At 71.1% G+C, this 19828-nt stretch carries 23 protein-coding genes; 16 read left to right on the forward strand and 7 right to left on the reverse strand.

The genetic code is table 11. The features are described 5' to 3' along the window. Positions 1–78: 78 nt before the first annotated feature. From ACQPZG_RS15685 to ACQPZG_RS15700, 4 genes are all read left to right on the forward strand, one after another. Positions 79–741, forward strand: a complete 663-nt coding sequence (locus tag ACQPZG_RS15685; protein WP_433546382.1) for a DsbA family protein — start codon at positions 79–81, stop codon at positions 739–741. Positions 742–849: 108 nt separating this feature from the next. Continuing rightward, positions 850–1239 carry a VOC family protein gene (locus ACQPZG_RS15690; RefSeq protein WP_433546383.1) on the forward strand — a complete coding sequence of 130 codons (390 nt, stop codon included), beginning with the start codon at positions 850–852 and terminating at the stop codon, positions 1237–1239. A 160-nt stretch (positions 1240–1399) separates the two neighbouring features. Beyond that, positions 1400–2353, forward strand: coding sequence for an aldo/keto reductase (locus ACQPZG_RS15695; RefSeq protein WP_433546384.1), 954 nt, complete (start codon positions 1400–1402; stop codon positions 2351–2353). 130 nt (positions 2354–2483) lie between these two features. After that, positions 2484–3722, forward strand: a complete 1239-nt coding sequence (locus ACQPZG_RS15700; RefSeq protein ID WP_433546385.1) for a serine hydrolase domain-containing protein — start codon at positions 2484–2486, stop codon at positions 3720–3722. Positions 3723–4042: 320 nt separating this feature from the next. Here ACQPZG_RS15700 and ACQPZG_RS15705 read toward each other — a convergent pair whose 3' ends face one another. After that, a complete protein-coding gene (locus tag ACQPZG_RS15705; protein WP_433546386.1) occupies positions 4043–4723 on the reverse strand; it encodes a TetR family transcriptional regulator in 681 nt (226 codons plus the stop codon). A gap of 121 nt (positions 4724–4844) precedes the next feature. Between ACQPZG_RS15705 and ACQPZG_RS15710 the strand changes: the two genes are divergently transcribed. The 10 genes from ACQPZG_RS15710 (at position 4845) to ACQPZG_RS15755 (ending at position 12951) form a co-directional block, all read left to right on the forward strand. After that, on the forward strand, positions 4845–5954 hold the full coding sequence (locus ACQPZG_RS15710) for an IS701 family transposase (RefSeq protein WP_433549425.1): 1110 nt from the start codon (positions 4845–4847) through the stop codon (positions 5952–5954). Between the two features lie 123 nt (positions 5955–6077). Continuing rightward, entirely contained in the window at positions 6078–6521 is a 444-nt protein-coding gene (locus ACQPZG_RS15715; RefSeq protein ID WP_185033844.1) for a MarR family winged helix-turn-helix transcriptional regulator, read from the forward strand. Between the two features lie 237 nt (positions 6522–6758). Beyond that, the gene (locus tag ACQPZG_RS15720; protein WP_433546387.1) at positions 6759–8204 is read left to right on the forward strand and encodes an AMP-binding protein; all 1446 of its coding nucleotides are present in this window, start codon (positions 6759–6761) and stop codon (positions 8202–8204) included. Further along, complete coding sequence (locus tag ACQPZG_RS15725) at positions 8204–8464, forward strand: phosphopantetheine-binding protein (RefSeq protein WP_433546388.1); 261 nt, start codon at positions 8204–8206, stop codon at positions 8462–8464. The genes ACQPZG_RS15720 and ACQPZG_RS15725 overlap by 1 nt, the downstream gene beginning before the upstream one ends. 116 nt (positions 8465–8580) lie before the next feature. After that, the gene (locus tag ACQPZG_RS15730; RefSeq protein WP_185033846.1) at positions 8581–8955 is read left to right on the forward strand and encodes an ectoine synthase; all 375 of its coding nucleotides are present in this window, start codon (positions 8581–8583) and stop codon (positions 8953–8955) included. Positions 8956–9048: 93 nt separating this feature from the next. Next, positions 9049–10179, forward strand: a complete 1131-nt coding sequence (locus ACQPZG_RS15735) for an acyl-CoA dehydrogenase family protein (protein WP_433546389.1) — start codon at positions 9049–9051, stop codon at positions 10177–10179. A gap of 14 nt (positions 10180–10193) precedes the next feature. Then, positions 10194–10970 (forward strand): transglutaminase-like domain-containing protein, encoded by a 777-nt coding sequence (locus ACQPZG_RS15740; protein ID WP_433546390.1) that lies wholly within the window; start codon positions 10194–10196, stop codon positions 10968–10970. Positions 10971–11052: 82 nt separating this feature from the next. Then, positions 11053–11892, forward strand: coding sequence for a maleate cis-trans isomerase family protein (locus ACQPZG_RS15745; RefSeq protein ID WP_433546391.1), 840 nt, complete (start codon positions 11053–11055; stop codon positions 11890–11892). Continuing rightward, positions 11889–12131 carry a DUF6253 family protein gene (locus tag ACQPZG_RS15750; RefSeq protein ID WP_185033850.1) on the forward strand — a complete coding sequence of 81 codons (243 nt, stop codon included), beginning with the start codon at positions 11889–11891 and terminating at the stop codon, positions 12129–12131. The genes ACQPZG_RS15745 and ACQPZG_RS15750 overlap by 4 nt, the downstream gene beginning before the upstream one ends. Before the next feature lie 55 nt (positions 12132–12186). Next, a complete protein-coding gene (locus ACQPZG_RS15755; RefSeq protein WP_433546392.1) occupies positions 12187–12951 on the forward strand; it encodes a 4'-phosphopantetheinyl transferase family protein in 765 nt (254 codons plus the stop codon). 120 nt (positions 12952–13071) lie between these two features. Here the strand turns inward: ACQPZG_RS15755 and ACQPZG_RS15760 are convergent, their stop codons facing one another. Further along, positions 13072–13995 carry a ScbA/BarX family gamma-butyrolactone biosynthesis protein gene (locus ACQPZG_RS15760; protein WP_433546393.1) on the reverse strand — a complete coding sequence of 308 codons (924 nt, stop codon included), beginning with the start codon at positions 13993–13995 and terminating at the stop codon, positions 13072–13074. A 246-nt stretch (positions 13996–14241) separates the two neighbouring features. Between ACQPZG_RS15760 and ACQPZG_RS15765 the strand changes: the two genes are divergently transcribed. Both ACQPZG_RS15765 and ACQPZG_RS15770 read left to right on the forward strand, forming a co-directional pair. Beyond that, positions 14242–14871, forward strand: coding sequence for a ScbR family autoregulator-binding transcription factor (locus tag ACQPZG_RS15765; RefSeq protein WP_433546394.1), 630 nt, complete (start codon positions 14242–14244; stop codon positions 14869–14871). Then, positions 14868–15836 carry an NAD-dependent epimerase/dehydratase family protein gene (locus tag ACQPZG_RS15770; protein WP_433546395.1) on the forward strand — a complete coding sequence of 323 codons (969 nt, stop codon included), beginning with the start codon at positions 14868–14870 and terminating at the stop codon, positions 15834–15836. The genes ACQPZG_RS15765 and ACQPZG_RS15770 overlap by 4 nt, the downstream gene beginning before the upstream one ends. Positions 15837–16119: 283 nt before the next feature. Here the strand turns inward: ACQPZG_RS15770 and ACQPZG_RS15775 are convergent, their stop codons facing one another. From ACQPZG_RS15775 to ACQPZG_RS15795, 5 genes are all read right to left on the reverse strand, one after another. Further along, positions 16120–16539, reverse strand: coding sequence for a DMT family transporter (locus ACQPZG_RS15775; RefSeq protein ID WP_433546396.1), 420 nt, complete (start codon positions 16537–16539; stop codon positions 16120–16122). A gap of 82 nt (positions 16540–16621) precedes the next feature. Continuing rightward, positions 16622–16942, reverse strand: a complete 321-nt coding sequence (locus ACQPZG_RS15780) for a DMT family transporter (RefSeq protein ID WP_433546397.1) — start codon at positions 16940–16942, stop codon at positions 16622–16624. 144 nt (positions 16943–17086) lie between these two features. After that, positions 17087–17584 carry a nucleoside deaminase gene (locus ACQPZG_RS15785; RefSeq protein WP_433546398.1) on the reverse strand — a complete coding sequence of 166 codons (498 nt, stop codon included), beginning with the start codon at positions 17582–17584 and terminating at the stop codon, positions 17087–17089. 125 nt (positions 17585–17709) lie between these two features. Then, on the reverse strand, positions 17710–18831 hold the full coding sequence (locus tag ACQPZG_RS15790; protein ID WP_433546399.1) for an NADH:flavin oxidoreductase: 1122 nt from the start codon (positions 18829–18831) through the stop codon (positions 17710–17712). 214 nt (positions 18832–19045) lie between these two features. After that, the gene (locus ACQPZG_RS15795; RefSeq protein WP_433546400.1) at positions 19046–19702 is read right to left on the reverse strand and encodes a DsbA family oxidoreductase; all 657 of its coding nucleotides are present in this window, start codon (positions 19700–19702) and stop codon (positions 19046–19048) included. Positions 19703–19828 lie beyond the last annotated feature (126 nt).

The following is a 19828-nucleotide window of genomic DNA, read 5'->3' on the forward strand; positions in this document are numbered from 1 at the left end:
CCTCCGCCCGCCCCGGCTGAAGATGCGTGGTCCGCGCCGCTGTGCGTACCTGGGAGGAACCGAAAAGGAGCCCTCCCCATGCCCCACCAGCCGACCAGGGACTCGTCGTCGCTGTCACCACCGCAGACGTCCCCGTCGCCGCGACGGATGCGCATACCCGGTCACACCGCCGGTGAGTCCGGACTGGTCGTCCCCTACGGCGCGGCGGGCCCGCTCCCGGTCCTGGCCGTGTACGAGGACTTCCGCTGCCCCTACTGCGCCGCCGTGGAGACCTCCGCGGGGGCGGCGATCCGCCGCTTCGCCGACGAGGGCAGACTGCGTGTGGAGTACCACTTCGCGGCCTTCCTCGACGGCATGCTCGGCGGCCGGGGCTCGGTGCTGGCACTGGGCGCGGCGGGCGCGGCCGTCAACGAGAGCCAGCAGGACTTCAAGACCCTGCACGACGCCCTGTACGCCCAGCAGCCCGACGAGAGCGTCGACTCCTACGGCGACCCCTCGGTGCTGCTGCGCGTGGCCGAGTCCGTCGGCCTCGTCGCGCCGCCCTTCCGCGAGGCGGTCGCCACCGGCACGTACACGCCGTGGGCGGTGGCCGTCGGGGACGCCTTCGGGCGCAGCAAAGTGCGCGGCACCCCGACCCTTCGCCTCGACGAGGTGACGATCCGCGGGCTGGACCGCGTCGGCCGCGCGCTGTCCGCGTCGGAGGTCGCCCAGCAGATCGAGACGGCGCTCGCGGCACGCTGAGCCCGCGCCCGTACCCGGGCGCGGACCCGCTCCTGACGAGCGGTTCCCCACGAGCCCCTCCCCGCACTGTCGTTGACACCTCCCACCGGCCCCGCTTCACTCCCCCTCATGAATCTGCACGTGAAAGACTTCGACCACCTCGTCCTCAACGTCCAGGACGTCGAACGCTCCCTCGCCTTCTACACCGGCCCGCTCGGCCTGGAGCCCGTCCGCGTGGAGGAATGGCGCGCGGGCAAGGTCCCCTTCCCGTCCGTCCGCGTGACGCCCAGCACGATCATCGACCTGTTCAGCCGCCCCCGCGGCTCGTCCAACGTCGACCACATCTGTCTGACCGTCGACCCGCTCGACTGGCAGGAAGTCATCGACTCCGGGGTCTTCACCGTCCTGGAGGGGCCCGTGCCGCGCTTCGGCGCCCGCGGCAGCGCCCAGTCCCTCTACGTACAGGACCCGGACGGCAACACGGTCGAACTCCGCTGGTACCCGCAGGACGCCGAGTAGCCGTCCGCCCCGGACACGGCCGCGCCCGGCCGACGATCCGGCGGGACTTCCCGAAGTCGTCCGAGATCGGCAAGTAGGAGCGGGTTGCTGTCCTTCCGCAGCCCGGCCTGTTGCCATGAAGGGGTCGCTTTCCTTCTCGGACCAAGGGAGTTCTCTCGGGATGCGGACCACCACACTGGGCAGGGACGGACCGGTCGTCGGCCGGCTGGGGCTGGGGGCCATGGGCCTCTCGTACCGCTACGCCCCGACCCTGCGAGACAGGAGCAAAGCCGTATCGCTGGTCCAGGAGGCGGTGGACCGGGGAGTCAATCTCGTCGAGACGGCCGGTGCCTACGCGGCCGGGGACAACGAGCGGCTGATCGGCGAGGCGATCCGCGGACGCCGGGACGAGGTGGTGCTGTGCACCGGCGGCGGACTGCTCGGCGACACGGACGGCACGCTGCGGCCCGCGGGCGGCCCGCAGGAGCTGCGGGACGGCGTCGACGAGAGCCTGCGCCGACTGCACGTGGACCACATCGACCTCTACCTGCTGCGCCGCGTCGATCCCGGCGTCCCGCTGGAGGAGAGCTGGGGCGCGCTGGCCGAACAGGTCTGGGCGGGGAAGATCCGCATGCTGGGCCTGCCCGTGGTCACCGTGCAGCAGGCCCGCGCCGCCGAGGCCGTGCACCAGGCGGCGGCGATGGCGGCCGAGGTGTCGCTGTTCACGCGCTGCGGTCTGGACGACGTCGTGCCGTACGCGGTGGAGCGCAGGATCGCGCTCCTGGCGGGCGCCCCGCTCGGCCGCGGCCTGCTGACCGGGGCGCTGGCCCATTTCGACGACCTGCCGCTGGACGACTGGCGGCGCACCCAGCCCCGCTTCGCGCCGCGCGCCATCCGCCACAACTTCGCGCTCGCGCAGGCCGTCGCCCAGGTGGCCGTCCGGCACGGGGCGAGCCCCGCCCAGGTCGCCCTGGCGTGGCTGCTGCGGCTCGGTGACCACGTGGTGCCGCTGCCCGGCACGAGGGCGGCGGAACACCTCGCGGAGAACCTCGGCGGCGACCGGCTCCGCCTGACCGAGCAGGACCTGACCGATCTGGAGTTCCTGCCCTACCCGTCCGGGGCCCCGGAGGCGTGAACCGCTCCCGGCCCGCGCCCCCGTGGCGTGAGCCGCCCCGGACACACCCGCTCGCCGCCCCCCACCCCGCGCTCCCCCACGGCACCCCGCGCATTCCCGTCCCTGACGCACCTCTTCTGGAGTTCTCCTCATGACGACCTCTCTGGTAAGGCCGGTCCTCCCGCCGTCGCGGGCGACGAACACCGGCGTGCACGGAACCACGGCACCGGGGTTCGCCTCCGTGCGCCACCACTTCGAGCGGGCCTGCCTGGACGCGGGTCCGCCCGGTGCGCAGGGAGCCGCGCTGGCGGTGGTACGGGACGGTGAGACGGTCGTCGACCTGTGGCACGGCACCGCCGATCCGGTCACCGGGACGGCGTGGACCGGCGACACCCTCCAGCCGGTGCTGACGGGCTCGCACGGAATCCTGGCCACGGCGGTCCTGCTGCTCGCCGACATGGGCGCGCTCGCACTGGACCGGCCCGTCGCCCACTTCTGGCCGGAGTTCGCGACGCGGGGCAAGGAGGCGGTGACGCTGCGGGACGTGCTGACGTTCACCGCCCGCCTCCCCGGCATGGCGGCCCCCCTCGACCAGCGGGACGTCGAGAACCCGCGCATGATGGCCGCGCTGCTCGAACTGCACAGCCTGGAGGACGACCCGAGGGCCGGCGGCGTGCTGCACGGGCCGTGGACCGCCGGGTGGATCGTCGCCGAAATCGTCCGCCGGGTCGACGGGCGCGATCTCGACCTGTTCTTCCTGGAGGAGATCGCGGGTCCGCTGGGCCTCGACGTCCATTTCGGGCTCGTCCCCGACCAACTGCCGCAGGCCGCGCGGATCTCCTACGAGGCGGGCTTCGGCGGCCGGTTCCCAGGGCTGGGCGGCGGGGCGGACGGCAGCGGGGCGGACCTCTTCGGCCGGGTGTGGGACAACCCGTCGCCGTTCCCCCCGGACGCGGGCGTGTGGAGCGAGAACCGGCGGCGCTACTCCGTCATCCCCTCGCTGGGGGTGTACGCGTCGGCCCGCGGTCTCGCCCGGCTCCAGGGCGTCCTCGCCGCGGACGCCGTACGGACCCCGGGCGAGGAACCGCTCCTGCTCTCGCGCCGCATGCTCGACCAGGCGCGGAGCTTCTGGGTCGAGGGCCTGGACCCGCTGCTGGGCGGGATCAGCGCGTACGGCGAGGGCGGCCTGCAACTCCTCGACGAGGGCCTCCACCCGGCGGTCCGCTCGGGTGCCTTCGGCCACCAGGGGCCCGGCGGAGTCGCGTACCAGGCGTGGCCGCAGGTCGCGGCGGGGGCCGCACTGGTCCGCAGCCGGCTGACGGCGGACCCCGGCACGGGGGTCCTGGACGAGGTGGCGGGCGCGGTGGCGAGGGCGCTGCGCGCGGTCTGAACCGGGACCGGTCGCAGACGGGCGGAACCGGCGGTGGCGAGGGCGCTGCGCGCCGTCTGAGGCGGGACCGGACAGGACGGACGGAAAGCGGCCTGTGGGCGGGACCGGACAGGCCGCTTTCCGGCTCGGGTCCGCCCGACGCCACATGGCTGCGGGCAGGTCCCGCCCGAGGGCGCGCTTTCCGGCGCGGGTCCGCCCGGCATCACATGACTACGGGCGGGTCCCGCCCGAACTCGCTGTCAGGCGCAGGCCCGCCCGGCACCACGTGCGGACGCGGGTTCCGTCCCCGCACGCATGAGGGGACGGAACCCGCGTCCGCGTCACATCCGGGCCGTCCCGCCCGTCCGGCCTGGCCCGCCCGTCCCACTCGTCCCACTCGTCCCGTCCGTTCCGCCGACCGTGAGGCCGTGCAGGACGACGTCCCAGACCGAGTCCCAGTCCGCGTCCCGCCTTTCGGCCCGCCCCGCGCCCCGCCCTTCGGCCGGGCCCGCCTCGTGGCCGGTGCCCCGGGTCGCGCCGTGCGCGGCCATGGCACCCTCCGCCAGGTGCTCCAGCAGTGCCACGGCGTCCCCCGGGGATATGCCGGGGCGGAGCCGGTGCGCACCGTATGCCCGGTCGAGCAGGCCGTGGAGGACGGGGAGCCAGGTCTCGGTCAGCGGCGGCACCTCCCCGGGGCGATCGGTCTCCAGCCGTCGCGCGGCCCGTACGAAGGGGTCCTCGTACGCCAGTCTGGCAAGCCGGCCGATGAGCGTGCGCAGCTCCCGCAACGGGTCGGCCGCCCCGAGGTCCTCCAGGCAGCACCCCAAGCGGGCCCGTGCGGCCGTCCGTACCTCCTGCGCGAGCACGTTCTTGGTCCCGAAGTGAAAGGTCAGCGCGCCGATCGAGGTCGCTGCCCGCCAGACCATCCGCTGGAGTGAAGCGCCCTCGTAGCCGCGCTCGGCGAACTCCTCGGCGGCCGCTTCCATCAGGGCCTGGCGCGTCCTGGCCGCTCGTTCCTGCATGCGCCCTCTCCTTGAACCTCGGCAAGTAGTCGTACCCCCCATGGAAAATATAACGAACATTCTCTATGTTTGTTACTGTGCAGAGCAACCACCGACCTGGGAGGGACCTGCAGTGACGACGATGCAAGAGACGCCCGACATGCTGGCGGGCCGGCCGCTGGGCGATCTGCCCCGGCGCCTGTTCGGTCACCTGCACCGTTCCGACCAGCAGCGATGGGGACACGTGTATCTGGAGGGACTGCTCCGTACGCGCGGCAAGAAGACCGTGAGACGAATGGCGGCGGTGGTGACCGGTTCGGAGGCCGCCTCGGTCTCGCTGCACCAGTTCGTCAACGCCAGCCCCTGGGAATGGGCCCCGGCGCGCGGCGAACTGGCCCGCTGGGCCGCCCAGTCACTGCCCGTACGGGCCTGGACCCTGGCGCCCGCGGTGCTGCCCAAACGCGGCAGCCACTCGGCGGGAGTGCACCAGCGCTTCCTGCCGGAGTCCGGGCGGACCGTCAACTGCCAACTGGGACTCGGCCTGTTCCTGGACGCCGGGCAGGCGCACGTGCCGGTCGACTGGCAGCTGTTCCTGCCTCCCCGCTTCACCGGCGACGAGGCGGTGCGCGACAGGGCGAAGATCCCCCCGTCGGCGCAGGCCCGGCCCCTGTGGGCGCACGCCCTGCGGCTGGTCGAGGACATGGCGTCGCGGGCGGGCGGGCGGACGGCGCCGGTGGTGGCCGACCTGACGACTCTGTGCGACACCATGCCGCTGATACGGCGGCTGCACGGCGGCGGGCACACCTACGTCCTCGCCGTCCCGGGCCAGACCACCCTCGCGGATCCGGAACTGCCGCCCGGCGAACGGAAATCGGTGCGCGACCTGCTGCTGCGCCGGGGTCTGCGGCACCCGGTGGGGCCGGGTCGACAGGTCGTCTCGTACGACACGCCGGTGCGCGGGCTGCGCCCGGACGGCGAGCACACCCGCACCACCGGCCGCCTGCTGGCCGAGTGGGACGCGGGCACCGGGCGTCCGGGCCGGATCTGGCTGACGAACATCACCGACCGCCACCCGGCGGAGCTGCTGGACCTGACCCGTTCGCCGCAAGGGGCGCGGACCGCCATCGACCGGATGGGCGAGGACTTCGGCCTCCTCGACTTCGAGGGCCGCTCCTTCCCCGGCTGGCACCGGCACATGACCCTCGTCTCGGCCGCCTACGCGTGCAGCACCCTGGAGGGCATGGAACGCTGATCCAATGATTGCGCCTACAAGTACATAGCGGACGGAGCCCCGGATCACGGGTCCGACACCTCCCCAGATGATTGCATGGGCATGTATCTTGTTGTTCATCACATCGAGAAGGGGAGTCGTTCCATGACGATCCAGCAGCAGCCGCGCGCCGCCTCAGATCAGGCCATGTGGGAGGCCGTTCTCGGCCTGCACGCCTTCGTGGAGCGTCAGCTCGCGCAGACCCTCCAGCGCCGCCACGGCGTGGGCCTGTCCGAGTACCGGGCCCTGGAGGTCCTCACCCAGGCCGAGAAGGGCGAGCGCCGCATGCAGGAGCTCGCGGACCACATCGGACTGGGCCAGAGCTCCGTCACTCGCCTGGTGGGGCGGCTGGACAGTGCCGGCTACGCCTACAAGGACAACTGCGCCGACGACCGCCGCGGCGTCTTCGCCGTGATCACCGAGGAAGGCCGCAAGCGCTACCAGGATGCCCGTGCCACGTACGCCGACGTCCTCAGCTCGGCCCTCAACACGGCGGGGGCCGACGACCAGTTCGCCCGCGCGGTGCAGGCGCTGCGCAGCGCCGCCTGACGCCGGACTCGACAGACGGCGGGAGCGTCCGGGGTGACCCGGCCTCCCGCCGTCTTTTGCATGTGCGGGATCATTTCCGTGCACAGCAGGGGGTGACCTGGATCACTCCATCCCCGTAAGTATTTGCTTGACCATGCATATAAACACCCGTAGGTTCTCTCTCGTAGCCAAGAAGCCAAGTCCAACGAGGGGGGACCGTTGCCTTCGCCACGCCTGTTGCAAGCACTCAGTCGGCACGTGCAGGAACAGCCCGACAGCACCGCGCTCGTCTTCGCCGGCGAACGGGTCACCTACGCCGGCCTCGACCGGCTGACCCGCCGCGCCGCCACGGACCTCGACGGCGTCGACCTCGGCCCCGTACGTGCCCTGTGCGTCCCGGCGCACAAGTCGCCGGAGACCGTCGCCCTGCTGCTGGCGGCCTGGGGTCTGGGGATCAACACCCTGGTCCCGTCGCCCGGTCTGGGCGCCGCCGCCCTGGCCACGCTCACCGCCCAGGCGCACGGCCCGCTGTCGGCGGTCGCGGTGCCCGGCGGCGGCGCGGTCCTGACGCGGCAGGCGGCCGACCCGGCGCTGTCGGACGGGTTCAGCGCCCCCGACCCGCGGGAGTCGCTGCTGACCCTCACCACCTCCGGGTCCACCGGCGTACCCAAGCTCGTCCCCATCCGCACCGAGGCGTTCGACCGCTTCGGGGCCTGGGCCACGGAGAAGTTCGCACTCGACGGCGAGACCCGCTCGCTGAGCTTCTCGCCGCTCAACTTCGACCTGGCACTCCTCGACGTGTGGGCGGTGCTGGAGGCCGGCGGCACCGTCGTACTGGCCGACGCCGGAGCCAGCGGGGACGCCGGCTACCTGCGGGACCTCACGCGGAGCAACGACGTGACCCTCCTCCAGGGGGTGCCGCTGCTGCACCGGCTGCTGGCGACGGGCGGCGCCCGCTACCCGGCGGTCCGTACGGTCGTCTTCACCGGGGAGGCCGTCTCCGAGCAGGGGCTGCGGGACGCGTTCGCCGCCTGCCCCTCCGCCCGCTTCCACAACGTCTTCGGCTGCACGGAGACCAACGACAGCTTCGTCCAGGACATCGACCCGGACGCATACATGCACCCGCTGCCCATCGGCGAACCGATCGACGGCACCGAGGCCGTGCTGCTGATCGAGGGGGCCGAGGGCACCGAGGTCCTGCGGGGCCCCGGCACCGGCGAGCTGCTGGTGCACACCCCCTTCCAGACCTGCGGCTACCTGGAGCAGGCCCGCAACGCGCACGCCTTCATGCCGGACCCGCGCGGCGGCGGCGCCATGTTCTACCGCACCGGCGACCTCGTCCACCGCGACGCCGACGGCCGCCACTTCCTCCAGGGACGCACCGACTTCCAGGTCAAGGTGCGCGGCGTGCGCACCAACACGCTGGAGGTCGAGACCGTCCTGGCGGCACACCCGGACGTCGTCGAGGCCGCGGTCGTCGCGCTGCCCTGCCCCGAGGCCGGCACCCGGCTGCACGCCGAAGTGGTGCGCCGGGACGGCACCACCCTGAGCTCACTGGGCCTGCGGGCGTACGCGGCCAAGCACCTGCCGCGGCACGCGGTGCCCAGTTCCGTGGGGCTCGGCGGCACTCCGCTGCCGAAGACCCAGACCGGAAAGCCCGACCGTAACTCGATCAAGAAAACCAAACTGAACGGAGCCTCTTGATGAACACCGGCGCCAACGACCCGATCCGCGAGTACATCGTCCAGGACTTCCTGGGCGGCGAGGACACCGAAGACCTGACCGACGACTTCGACCTCATCGAGAGCACCGTCGTCAACAGCCTCGGCCTGGTCCGCCTCATCTCCTGGATCTCCGAGACGTACGGCATCTCCGTCGACGACATACCGCTGGAGCCGGACGTCTACCGCACCCTCGCGGACATCCGGAACTTCGTCCGGCAGGCCGCCCCGGCCACGGTCTGACCCCGCGTCTCCTCCCTGCGCACACCCCGCACACCCCGCACACCCCGCACACAGCACACGGCACACGGCACACGGCAACACCCGTCCGGAACACAGCGATGACAGGAGTACTCGCCATGATCGTTCGTTCTCTTTCCGACGTCCCCGCGGTCGAGTGGGGCAGCGGCACCAGCCACCGCCTGCTCACCGAGGCCGACGGCATGGGCTTCACCGTCTGCGAGACGCTGGTCCGCCAGGGCACCTCCAGCGCGTTGCAGTACCTCGGCCACCTGGAGGCCTGCTACTGCATCGGCGGCTCGGGCGAGGTCGTCACCACGGACGGCGCCCACCACAAGATCATGACCGGGACCATCTACGCCCTGGACAAGAACGACGCCCACCACCTGATCGCCTCCGACGACGAGGACCTCCTGCTCGTCTCCGTCTTCAGCCCGGCCCTGCGCGGCGACGAGAAGCACTCGCTGTCCGAGGACGGCTTCTCCCGCTACTGACCCGCTCCGCCGGGGGCGGGGCCGCGCGCCCGCGGCCCCGCCCCCGGCACCGCCCCGCACTCCGCGCCCAGCGAAAGGCAAGGCAGAACACGCATGGCAGCAGACACAGCCGAAGACACCTACGGCGTCACGGCCCCCTACGCGGACGAGCTGAACGACGACGTCGCCCGCTGGGACCGCGCCGCCGAGTTCCCGCACGAGAAGTGGAAGCCGCTCCAGCGGTCCGGCCTCTTCACCCTCCCCTTCGCCCCGGAGTACGGCGGCTCCGGCCGGACGCTCACCGAGACCATGCGGGCGCTGGAGGGCCTCGGCCACACCAGCCGGGACGCCGGCCTGAACTTCTCGGCGTCCACGCAGATCGTCAGCGTCGGCATCCCGTTGCAGGCGTTCGGCTCCGACGAACTGCGCGAGCGCTACCTGCCGCGGGTCACCTCCGGGCAGGCCATCACCGCACACGCGATCACCGAGCCGAGCCACGGCTCGGACGTGATGAACATCCGGACCACGGCCGTCCGCGACGGCGACGAGTACGTGCTCAACGGCGGCAAGATGTTCATCACCAACGCCCCCATCGCCGACCTCTTCCTGCTCTACGTCCGCACCGGCAAACCGGGCGCCTTCGGCCTCAGCACCTTCCTCGCCGAACGCGGCACTCCGGGCCTGAAGGTAGGCGAGCCGCTGGAGACGATGGGACTGCGCACCTCCCCCATCAGCGAGGTCCTCCTGGAGGACGTCCGGCTGCCGGTCGGCAACCGGCTGGGCAGCGAGGGCGCCGGCTTCCTGATCATGGACCACGTGATGAAGCGGGAGGTCCTCTTCTCCTTCGCCGTCAACCTCGGGGAGATGACCCACCGCCTGAAGCGCGTGGTCGAACACGCCACCACCCGCCAGCAGTTCGGCAGCGCCATCGGCAAGAACCAGGCCGTCGCCCACAAGGTGGCGGACATGCGGATCGCCGTGGAGACCGCCCGCAAGTGGCTGTACGACACCGGCCGCAAGGTCGAGGCGGGCAAGGACGCCTCGACGGACGTGGCCATCACCAAGATCGTGGTCAGCGAGGCCAACCAGCGCACCGCCCAGGACGCGATCCAGATCTTCGGCGCCCGCGGCTACCTGACGGACACCGGCATCGAGCGCGAGCTGCGCAACGCCGCCGCCGGCTCCATCTACTCCGGCACCAACGAAATCCAGCGCAACTGCATCGCCGCCCTGATGGGCCTGTGACGAGAGGCACCCACATGACCGACACCCTCGCCGAAGCCACGTTCGAGGCGACGGCAGCACCCCGGCCGACCGCACCACCGGCCGCCCCCGAGCACCCGGCCGAGCCGCTGACCGCCGAGGACCGCGCGCGCCTCACCGCGGCCACCGACTTCCTCGACCACCGGCACGAGACCGTCAGAGCCTTCGTCGACAAGGCCCTGAGCGGCGTCGACCGCGACACCGCCGATCCGGTCGACCTCGCCGTCGCCCTCTACTACGCGGTGCGCGACGGCATCCACTACGAGGTCTACGGCGCGAACCTCTCCCCGGAGGGCCTGCGCGCCTCCCGCATCATCAGCGGGGGCAAGGGCTTCTGCCTGCACAAGTCCGTGCTCTACGCCGCCTGCTGCCGCGCCGTCGGCATCCCCGCCCGACTGCACTACAGCGACGTCCGCAACCACCTCGCCTCCGACCGGCTGCGCGAGTACATCGGTGGCGACGTCTTCTTCCACGGCCTGGCCACGGTGTACCTCGACGGCCGCTGGGTGAAGGTGACCCCGGTCTTCAACAAGCTCCTGTGCCGGCTGTACGGCATGACCCCGCTGGAGTTCGACGGCCGCTCCGACAGCCTCTACCACCCCTTCGACGCGAAGGGGCGGCAGAGCATGGAGTTCCTGACCGACCACGGCGACTTCGACGACGTCCCGTACGAGTTCGTGATGGCCACCATGCGCCGCAAGCACCCGAAGTTCCTGAACGACGACGGCGACGGCACGGTCGGCGGCGGCTCGCTGGCCGACGAAGCGGCCTGAACCGCGGGCACACCCGCCCCCGCCGCGGGCACCGCGTCCGCACCGACCCAGCAGCAGGACAGCAGAAGAGGAGAGGCACCCCATGACGCAGTTCCAGGCCCGTGAGGACGGCTGGGCCGCGACCGCCCGCGTCGGCGTCGTCGTTCCGCACGCGGACGTCGGGCCGGAGACCGAGCTGCAGGCGATGGCGCCGCGCGATGTCTCCGTGCACGGTTCGCGCGTCCACTTCGGAGCGATGCGCCCCGGCGGGGAGATGGACCCCAAGATCCCGCACGACCCGGTGCGCGCCTTCATCGACCCGCCCTTCATCGACGACGCCGTGGAGCTGCTCGCCGCCTCCCCGCTGGACTCCATCGCGCTGGGCTTCACCAGCTCGGCCTACGTGCTGGGAGCCGACGGCGAGCAGAAGCTGTTCGAGCGGCTCGCCGAGCGGACCCGGGGCATCCCGCTCACCGGCACCACCCACGCGGCCGCGGCCGGCTTCACCGCCCTGGGCGCCGAACGGATCGCGCTCGTCAACCCGCCCTGGTTCGACGACGAGCTGTCCGCCCTGGGCGCCTCGTACTTCGACGAGCGCGGCTTCGACGTCGTCCACCACGCCCCCTGCGGCCTCCCCAGCAACCAGAAACTGATCACACCGGAGGCGCTGGTGCACTGGATCGAGACAGCCGTCGCACCGCACCAGCCGCAGACGGTACTGGTCGCCGGCAACGGCATCCGCGCGGTGGGCACCATCGCGGGCCTGGAGGAGCGGCTCGGGTTTTCCGTACTCACCGCGAACCAGGTGCTCTTCTGGCACGCGCTCCACCTCGCGGGGGGAAGCGAGGCGGCCGCGCGGATCACCGAGTACGGATCCCTGTTCGGCGTCCGCCCCGAGTCCGAGGGCGCGGGCACGGGCGTGGCGGTGGGTGCGGCCGCATGAGCATGCTGCCCGCGTACGGCTACCAAGCCGCCGTACAGGAGACCTGCGACACCCCGGAGTACTTCGTCCCCCTCGTGTGCTGGCACGACGACGGGACCGGTGTGCGCGGCCTGGTGCTGCACCGCGGATCGCTGCGCCCGGCGGAGCAGGTGCCGGGATTCCGGCGCTATCTCGCCCACGAGGACCTTGAGCAGTACGCCACGACCGGTCCGTGGTCGCTGCTCGCAGCCACCGCCTGATCCGACCCGTGGCGGGGACCGGCCGGGTCCCCGTCGCATCAGGAGCCGTATCGACATGACACACGACCTCAAGTGGTCCGACGCACCCCCGGGGGAGGTCCGCGATCCGGTCGGCATCTGGATCGTCCGGGCTCCGGCAGGGCAGCACCTTTCGGACGGCGGGGCTCCGCCCGACTGGTTCGACGAGAACGAAAGGCGCCGGCTGGCCTCGATACCGCAGCCGGCCGGGAGGGATGCCTACGTCTTCGCCCACTGGGCGCTGCGGAGCGTTCTCGGATCCTCGCTCGACTGCTCACCCAGGAGCGTCGGCTTCCTGCGGCAGCCGTGTCCCGGCTGTGGCGGGGCACACGGAAGACCGGCCGTCCGCGACCCGGGCCCGGACAGCGAAGCACTGGAGTTCTCGATGTCGCACAGCGGGGACCACGTCGCCATCGGGGTCGCCGAGGCGACCATCGGCATCGACATCGAGTCCTGGCCGACCCCGGAATCCGTCGCCGGCTACCTGCCGTTCCTCCACCCGAAGGAACAGCAGTGGCTGGGCGGGCGTCCGGACGACGAACTCGTCCGGGACTTCGCCCGCCTGTGGACCCGCAAGGAGGCCATGGCCAAGGCGACGGGCCAGGGCATGGCTGCCGTCATGAACCGGCTGGATCTCACCAACCAGCCGCTCGGCTGGCGGGTACGGCAGCTGCTCGCACCGCCCGGGTACGAGGCCAGCTTCGCGGTCCCGGCCTCGGTGCACGTCGACGTCACGATGCACGACGAGCTCCCGGAGCCGATGCCGGAGCCGGTGGCCATGCTGGAGCCGGCGCAGGTCTGACCCGACGGCGGGCGGCCCCGTATCCCCTTCCACAGGGGATACGGGCCGCCCGCCGCGCTGCGTACTGCGTTGTTTCCAGAAATACGGTCTACAGACCTACAGACCTACAGACCTACAGACCTACAGGCCGATCGCCGGTTCTACGGTCACCTCGGCGCTGAAGACCCGCACGCCGCGCTGCTCGATCGACACGTCCACCCGGCGCCGGCCCGCGCGGTCGCGCACGGGCTCCGCGGCCAGGACGGAGGCGGGGGCGTCGAACTCGACGTACCGGACGAAGTCCGTCTTCATCCCGGTGACGACCGAATCTCCGTCGCCGACGGCGTGCGCCGCCTGCCGGGCGGCTTCGAGGAGAAGCATCCCGGGCACGTGATCGACGGCGTGGTCGAACAGCACCGGGTGCCCGGGGTCCACCCGCAGCCTCCACTGTCCGGGCACACCGGCGGGATCCGGTGAGAGCACCACGTCGTCCGGGGAGACCCGGTCCACCAGGTGCGGCTCCACGGGCGGGCCCGGCGGCAGGCAGTGCGCGAGCGCGGCGCCGATGTCCGCGTAACTCCCGCGCAGCCGCCGGTATATGGCCGCTGGCTGGTTGTTGAAGCGGGTGCGAGCGGTACCCATCAGCCGCTCCCCCAGGTGGACTTCCGTGTCCATCGTCATGCCGGCGAACCTGGCGCCGCGGCGGACCACGTCCGAGCAGGACACCACGAGACGCACCTCCTCCTCGGTGGTGGCCACCAACGCCGCCAGCGGCTCGACCGAGAAGCTGAAGTTCTCCCACGCCTGCTTGTACTCCCGCGGCACGCCGTGCACGGCGTGGGACAGCAGCGGCACCGCCTGGCGCACGCTCTCGGCGAGCAGCAGCGGGTCGTACACGCCCTTCGACGGGCGGTAGAAGTCGTGCCCCTGCGGCCATCTCGCGGTGATCACGTATTGCCCCTGGGATTCGACCCACGCCTTGAGCAGCACTTCCTCACCCCGAAGCTTGTGCACCTGCCACTGATGGACCGACTGCGACTCAAGATCCAGTACCGAAACAGACAACTTTCCGCCCCCACGATCGGTAGTCATTTCCGGACGACTACACAGAGGTGCCCAAGGCCCACTCCGTGTACCCGATGCAAAAATAATGATCTTTTTGTTTTATTACGTCAAGAGGTCGCAATCTCTTTGTTTTTTTCGCGAGGGGATTAGGGGATATTAGCAACTCAATGCCTATAAACCGGACTTGCTCAAACCGGGGGACCCTCGGATAACGTAAGGAGCGTTCTTTTTGGGAAGGTGAGAGATATGGCGCAACTGAAACAGGAGCGGGCGGAACAGACCCGCCGCACCCTCCTGCTCGCTGCAGCAGAGGTCTTCGACGAGTCCGGCTACGCGGGGGCCAGCATCACCCGCATCCTCAAGCGCGCCGGCGTGACGGCAGGGGCGCTCTACTTCCACTTCGGCTCCAAGGAAGGCCTCGCCAAGGCCGTGATGGTCGAGCAAGGCCAGCACCTCGAACTTCCGGGCGGCCCGGACGGGTTGCAGCGGCTCGTATACATCACCCTGTACCTGGCCCGGCAGTTGCAGGTCGACCCGGTCCTGCGTGGCGGCGTGCGGCTTGCCGTGGAGCAAGGCGAGTTCGGCCTGCAGGACGACGAGGCATATCAGGGATGGGTCCAGGTCTTCGACGAACAGTTGCTTGCCGCCCGCTCCCGGGGCGAACTGGCCCACGACGCACTGGTGGATGAGGTGTCCTGGCTCCTGGTGGGTTCGTTCACCGGAATGCAGCTCTTCTCCCAGATCACCACCCACCGCGCTGACTTGCCTGCACGGATCCGTATGCTGTGGCGCTACCTCCTACCGTCCGTGGCGTCCCCGCAGGCCAGGAGAGCGATCGTCATTGACGATGCCCCGTCGGCCGAGCAGAGCGCGTGAGGGCCACAGTCATCGGCGCGACCGGCTTCATCGGTGGCGCCGTGGTGGACCAACTCCTGCGCCTCGGGGTGGAGGTCAGAGCCGTGGGGCGTCACGCCCCGGCCGTCGAGGAGCGGGCAGGGGTCGAGTGGGTCGAAGCCGATCTTGCGGAGCCGCCCTCCTTACGCGGTCTGTGCAAGGGCAGTGACGTACTGCTGCAACTCGCTTCGTACATCGGGTCCGACCCCGCACGCTGTCACCGCGTCAACACACTCGGCACTCGTGAGGTGGTGCGCGAAGCCGAGCGCTCCGGAATCCGGCGCACGGTCCTGCTGTCGACGGCCGCCGCGTACGGGGCCGGAGTACACCGTGGGATCGCTGTCGAACAGGTCGAGCCCGGTCCGCTTTCGGTGGCCAGCGCAAGTCGTCGTGCCGCCGAGCAGTCGGTCCTCGATGCCCACGGGGTGGTGCTGCGGCCCGGTCTGGTCGTCGGCGCAGGCGACCGATGGGTGGTGCCCGCACTCGCGGACGCTCTCCACAGGGTGCCTGCACGCTGGGGCGGCGGACAGGCACTGCACTCCGTGATCTCCGTGCACGACCTGGCCCGGCTGATCGCCGGGATCACGGTCGTACAGCCCGCCCCGGAAACGGAAGGACGCATCTTTCACGCGAACCATCCGCGCCCCGTGCCGATCGCCGACTTGATCTCCTCGCTGGCCGCGCGCGGACTTGTGGTGGACCCGACGGAGGATTGGCCGCTCGACCGGTGCCTGGCCGCGCTCGGTGAACGGCCCGGTTGGGTGAGCGAGCGTCAGTTCCGGTTGCTTGCTGAGGACCACTGGTACCTGAGCGAGGAGGTGTGGAACGCGTTCGGCGTCGCCCCCGCCCCCGATCCGCTGTCCTGGCTCACTGATGCGGCCGACTGGTACCGGAGACACCTGGCCGAGACGGATCGCCACAGCGCTCAGCCTCATTGTTCCGGTTGAGTCGATGAGGTGGTCACTGGGCGTCGACTCTCGGGTGCGCGGGGCGATGTCACCGCCCAGCACGGACGTGGTGCGGCGCGAGGGCTGGATTCCGGATCGGACGGAGTCGGCCGGTGGGCGGCCACGCGTGGTGCCGGGGACCCGTGCACCCGCGCTGCGAGCACCACCCTCAGGCCCCGGTCGGCGCCGGCGCGATCGTCAACGCCGTACGCACGCCACAGGCGCCGGGTGCCCTTGTCGGAGAAGGGCAGCAGGCGCCTGTGGGCGTTGTCGTCGGCGTACGTCAGACCGTCACCGCTCCGGGACGGTCCGCGAGGCGTCCGGCTTCCGGGGTCCCGGCGTCCGCGGCGGGAGCCTTCGTGCGGTCGGCGAGCTTGAGCCAGATGACCCCGACGATGATGACCGCCAGCCAGATGCCCTTGGTCAGCGTGAGGGTCTCGTCGAAGAAGAGCGGACCGAAGACCGCGGCGCCCACCGCGCCGATGCCGGCCCAGACGGCATAGCCGACGCTCACGTCGATCGTGCGAAGGGCGAGGCTCAGTGCGTAGAGCGTGAGCAGGAAGAACACGACGGCGACCAGGGACCAGGTCAGGCGGGTGAAGCCCTCGCTGCCGCCGACGGCGAGCGCGTACCCGATCTCGAAGACTCCGGCGAGGAGGAGCATGAGCCAGGCGTTGGCGGAGCTCCGGGCTGCGTTGGACATGGGAGGTGGGTCCTCTCGTGAAAGGTCGTCAGGTGGTTGCGGGTGGAGCGGGGTGCGAAGTCGGGGAGGCCGGGCTCCGGGCTCAGGCGGAGCCGCTCAGCTGCAGGCCGACGACCCCGCCGATGACGAGGGCGATGCCGATCAGCTTGTGCAGGTTCAGGCGCTGGGCGAAGAACAGCGCTCCGATGACCGTGATGCCGACACCGGCGACGGACGTCCACAGGGCGTAGCCGACGCCGACCTCGAAGGTCAGCAGCGCCTTGCTGAGGAAGAAGGTCGCGGCGGCTCCGCTGAGCAGGGTGATGGCGGTCCACTTGCGGTTCTTGAAGCCTTCGGCCTTGCCGGCGGCGATGGCGACCGTGGTCTCGAAGGCGACGGCGATCGCGAGGTAGAGCCAGTGCATGGGGGTGGTCCTTCCGTGCGGTGTATGGAGGAGGAGAGGGAGGGGCGTCGTACGGGCACGCGGGTCGTACGGGACGCGGGTCGTACCGGAATGCGGGTCGTACCGGACGCGGGGCGTACGGGGCGGCGGAGAGAGGCGGTCCGGCTACCGACCGGCGCGGCTCAGGGAGAGGAAGTCCTGGAACGGCTGCTCCGCTTCGGGGAGTTGCAGCGCCGTGACCTGAAGCGGCCAGTCCGCCGGGTCCTCGGCGAAGAGGGAGTACGAGCTCGTGTAGTCGAACCCGTACCGGGCGGCGGTCCTGCGGTCGGCGACGTGCACGATGTGGCCGACACCGGCGTACAAAGACGCCATGTAGCACAGGGCGCAGGGTTCACCGGAGGCGATCAGGGTGGCTCCGGCCACGGCGCGGATGCCGTGCTTGGCGGTGGCCTCCCGGAGGGCGACGACCTCGGCGTGGGCGGTGGGGTCGTTGTCCTCGCGGACCCGGTTGAAGCCGGTCCCCAGGATCCGTCCGCTGCCCACGACCACGCCGGAGAAGGGGATGCCGCCCTGTGCGACGTGCTCGCGGCTGAGCCGGATCGCTTCGTGGGCGTATTCCATCAGTTCGCTGCCGTGTGTCAGTTCGCTGTCGTGTGTACGCATGAGCAGTTCGTCTCCCGAGTGACCCGCACCTACTGCTTGTCTGCACAAGCAAGAAGATGCTGACATCAGATCGCCGTCGGCGTTCCGGCCTTGGGTACTAATCTTGTATGTGCAAGTAATGACTGTCAAGCCGTCGCGCGGAGGCGGGCGTTGGACAGCGTCGCCAACGGCTCCAGCACCCCGGGATCGAACGGCGCCAGGGCCACGCCCGCGGCCACCCTGCGCGGCAGGTCGGGGTTGGCCAGCGCGGCCGTCCCGATGGCCAGGACGTCGGCGTGCCGTTCGTCCAGGACGCGCCGGGCCGGCGTTTCCTGGTGCAGCCCGCCGTTGGCCATCACCGGAAGTCCGGTGACCTTCCGGGCGAGCGCGGCAAGCGTCGGCTCACCGGGGAGCCAGTCCCGCCGGCCGCCCGCGAGGTGCACGTAGCCCGCCCCCGCTTCGGCTGCCGCCGAGAAGACGGCGCCCGCCTCGGCGTCCCCGCCGGGCCACCGCCACGAGGGGTCGTTGATCTTCGCCTGCGAGAACCGGACACCGACCGGAAAACCCGACCCCACCGCCCGCGCGACCTCGGACACCACTTCCCGTACGAGCCGCAGACGCCCTTCGAGGCCGCCTCCGTACGCGTCAGTCCGCGTGTTCGTGTACGGGGTGAGGAACTGGTCGAGCAGATAGCCGTTGGCCGCATGGACCTCCACGCCGTCGAACCCGACCTCCCGGGCCCGCACCGCCGCGGTCGCGAAGCCGTGGACCGCCTCGCAGACCTGTCCGGCCGTCATCTCCGACGGAACCGGCCAACGCCCGTCCCCCCGGTACTTGGCCAGCTGCTCGCCCAACGGCCGCACCGCCGAGGGACCCGCGGTCCCGTCGCGGAAGCGGTTGCCCTGCGCGAGAGCCCCGGCGTGCATCAACTGAAGGACGATGCGCGCCCCGGCCGCGTGGGCCCGCTCCACGACGGGCCGCCAGGCAGCGGCCTGCGCCTCGTCCGTGATGCCCGGCTGGTGCAGGTACCCCTGGCTGAACGCGGTGTCGGCGTACGTCCCTTCGGTCACCAGGAGCGCGAACCCGCCCTCGGCGAAGGCCCCGTAGTACTCGGCCATCTCCGCCGTGGCCCTGCCGTCCTCGGTGGCGGACACCCGGGTCATGGGGGCGAGGGCGAACCGGTTGCGCAGTTCGAGCCCCGCGAAACGACAGGCGGTGAGGGCGGGATGTGCGCCGGGAGGCCTCCCGGACGGCGCACCGGGCGTCACCGTGGGCGCAACGCCGGACGGTGCACCGGACCGGATGCCGGACGGAGTGCCTGACGGGTCACCGGACCGGATGCCGGACGGAGCGCCGGACGATTCGCCGGGCCGGATGCCGGACGGAGCACCGGCCCCGGCATCGGGTCGAGCGACGGCGCGACCGCCGGGCCGGGCCCCGGAAGGGCTGCCGGAACGTCCCTCCGGATGCGTGCCGCTCACCTCAGCAACCCCCGTCGATACCGCACGCAGCCCCGTACAGGGTGCCCTCGGACTGCTGCGCCTGAGCGTCGAGGATCGCCTTGCGCAACTGCGCGGGACGCGGGACGCCCTCGATCCGGGTGTCACCGACCAGCAGGGTGGGAACCGACTGCACCCGATGGGCCGCCGCCTCGCGCAGCGCCTCCTGGTGCTTGGCGCGGTACGTGCCGTCCGTCAACGCACCCCGGAAGCCCGCCTCGTCGAGGCCGACCTCGCCGGCCAGTGCGGTGAGGACGTCGATCTCCCCCAGGTCCTGACTCTCCTGGAAGAAGGCGCGGAACATCCGCCGGGTGTAGGCGGTCCCCAGGCCGTGCTCCGCCGCGTACTGGTACCCCTCGAAGGCGAGGGCGGTGTACGGCTGCGGGGACACGGTGGGGAGCGTGATGTCGACCCCCAGACGACGGGCCATGGGGTAGACGGCCCGCTGCCAGATGGCCGGAAGGTACTCGTCCTCCGGCCGCAGGGTGGGCTGCGGGTGGGGACGCAGCTCGAACGGCATCCACTCGATCTCCACCTCGACGCCGACATCCGCGACCGCCTCTTCGAGGGGGCCCTCGGCCAGCATGCAGAAGGGGCAGACGTAGTCGGACCAGATCTTGATCTTGACGGGATCAGTCATGCGCAGACCTCCAGTTATTTGATCGCACACGCAATGACATCCCCCGACGATTCGGCAGGGGATACGCGGAACACGAAGAAGGTTGCACGCACATGCACTTTAGTGTCAAGTCACCTGCTCTTCTTC

Origin of the sequence: Streptomyces sp. CA-294286 (assembly GCF_050947155.1) — a bacterium.
Lineage (GTDB): Bacteria > Actinomycetota > Actinomycetes > Streptomycetales > Streptomycetaceae > Streptomyces.